The sequence below is a fragment of the Streptomyces tauricus genome (genome assembly GCF_014650955.1).
Classification (GTDB): Bacteria; Actinomycetota; Actinomycetes; order Streptomycetales; family Streptomycetaceae; genus Streptomyces; species Streptomyces tauricus.
On record NZ_BMVY01000098.1, the window covers coordinates 1 to 1,326 of the forward strand.

A 1,326-nucleotide genomic window follows, 5' to 3' on the forward strand; every position below is an offset into this window, starting at 1 on the left:
GCCGTTTGCGATGCTGTGAGTACTCGGCCGTGGATCGTGGACGACGACTTGTGGGCGCTGATCGAACCGTTGCTGCCGCCGTGGCCGGAGGGTTCGCCAGGGCCGAGACCGGTGCCGGACCGGCTGTGCCTGCAGGGCATTCTCTACGTCCTGTACCAGGACGTCGCCTGGCAACTCCTACCGTTGGAACTGGGGTTCGGCTCCGGGCAGACCTGCTGGCGGCGTCTGGACCGCTGGCAGAAGGCTGGAGTCTTTGAGCAGTTGCACCGGATCCTGCTCACCGAATTGCATGCTTCCGGCAAGCTCGACTGGACTCGCGCGTGCGTGGACGGGTCCCACATCCGTGCGAAAAGGGGGGTGCCTCAACCGGTCCGTCACCAGTCGACCGGCGGAAGACGGGCAGCAAACATCACCTGATCTGTGACGGACGCGGCATCCCGCTTCACGTCATCACGACCGCGGCCAATGTCAACGACATCACGCAGACACTCAACTTGGTCGACGGCATCCCGCCGGTAGGCGGACGTCCGGGCCGTCCACGACGCCGCCCCGAATCCGTCCTGGGCGACAAGGCGTACGACTCCCGAGCCGTGCGGCGCGAGCTGCAACGCCGGCGCATCACCCCAGTGATCTCCCGCAAGGGCGCTCCGAACATCAAGGGCCTTGGCAAGCTCCGCTACGTGGTGGAGCAGACCTTCGCCCTGCTCCACCAGTTCAAGCGCCTCGCTGTCCGCTGGGAGCGACGTCTGGAACTGCACGACGCATTCGTCTCACTGGCGTGCGCACTCATCTGCTGGAGGCGACTCAAGAGACAGGTAGCGTGATCACCCGAGGTCTTCGCATACAGACCAGGCATCGGGCCCAGCCAGGTCGGCGAAGTACGGGAAAGGGCGAACCTGTGTCGCAAGACATGGCGAGAGCTAGCGAGCTGTTGACCGAGCACGAGGTCAAACTGCTGACTCGTGCGCTCCTGGAGTGGGGCGGCCCTGCACACTGCAGCGATGAAATCGCCGTCGGCATGGGGTTCGCCAGCGCGCAGCATCTGTTCGACCAGTGCCAAAGGCTCCGGAAGGCTCTTGGCGAAGACGCCCCACTCGGCGCAGCGGACTGGGCGCGGACACTTCTGGCTACAGAGATCGTCTTCGTCAGCGACCTCGCCGGCTCGGGCGTCGAATGGTCAACGACCACGGGGTACGACGATGCGGCGACGATCAGGATGCTACGGATGATCCAGCGCAAGCTGGCCCGCACCGTCAGTCCCTACTACGGAAAACGACCGAGCGAGTAGCACAGAGGGCCACTCCGTCGACTTCCACGGCTCGAAGA

The 1,326-nt window shown here is 64.8% G+C and carries 2 protein-coding genes; both read left to right on the top strand.

What is annotated here, in order from left to right; genetic code table 11:
- The first annotated feature begins 33 nt into the window (after positions 1 to 33).
- Positions 34 to 824, top strand: a protein-coding gene (locus IE278_RS41725; protein WP_373312252.1) for an IS5 family transposase whose coding sequence is annotated in 2 segments (ribosomal slippage) — positions 34 to 349 and positions 349 to 824 — 792 coding nt in all. Because the reading frame shifts where the segments join, the coding sequence is not laid out codon by codon here.
- Between the two features lie 107 nt (positions 825 to 931).
- Complete coding sequence (locus IE278_RS41730; protein WP_246571875.1) at positions 932 to 1,288, top strand: hypothetical protein; 357 nt, start codon at positions 932 to 934, stop codon at positions 1,286 to 1,288.
- Positions 1,289 to 1,326: the final 38 nt, after the last annotated feature.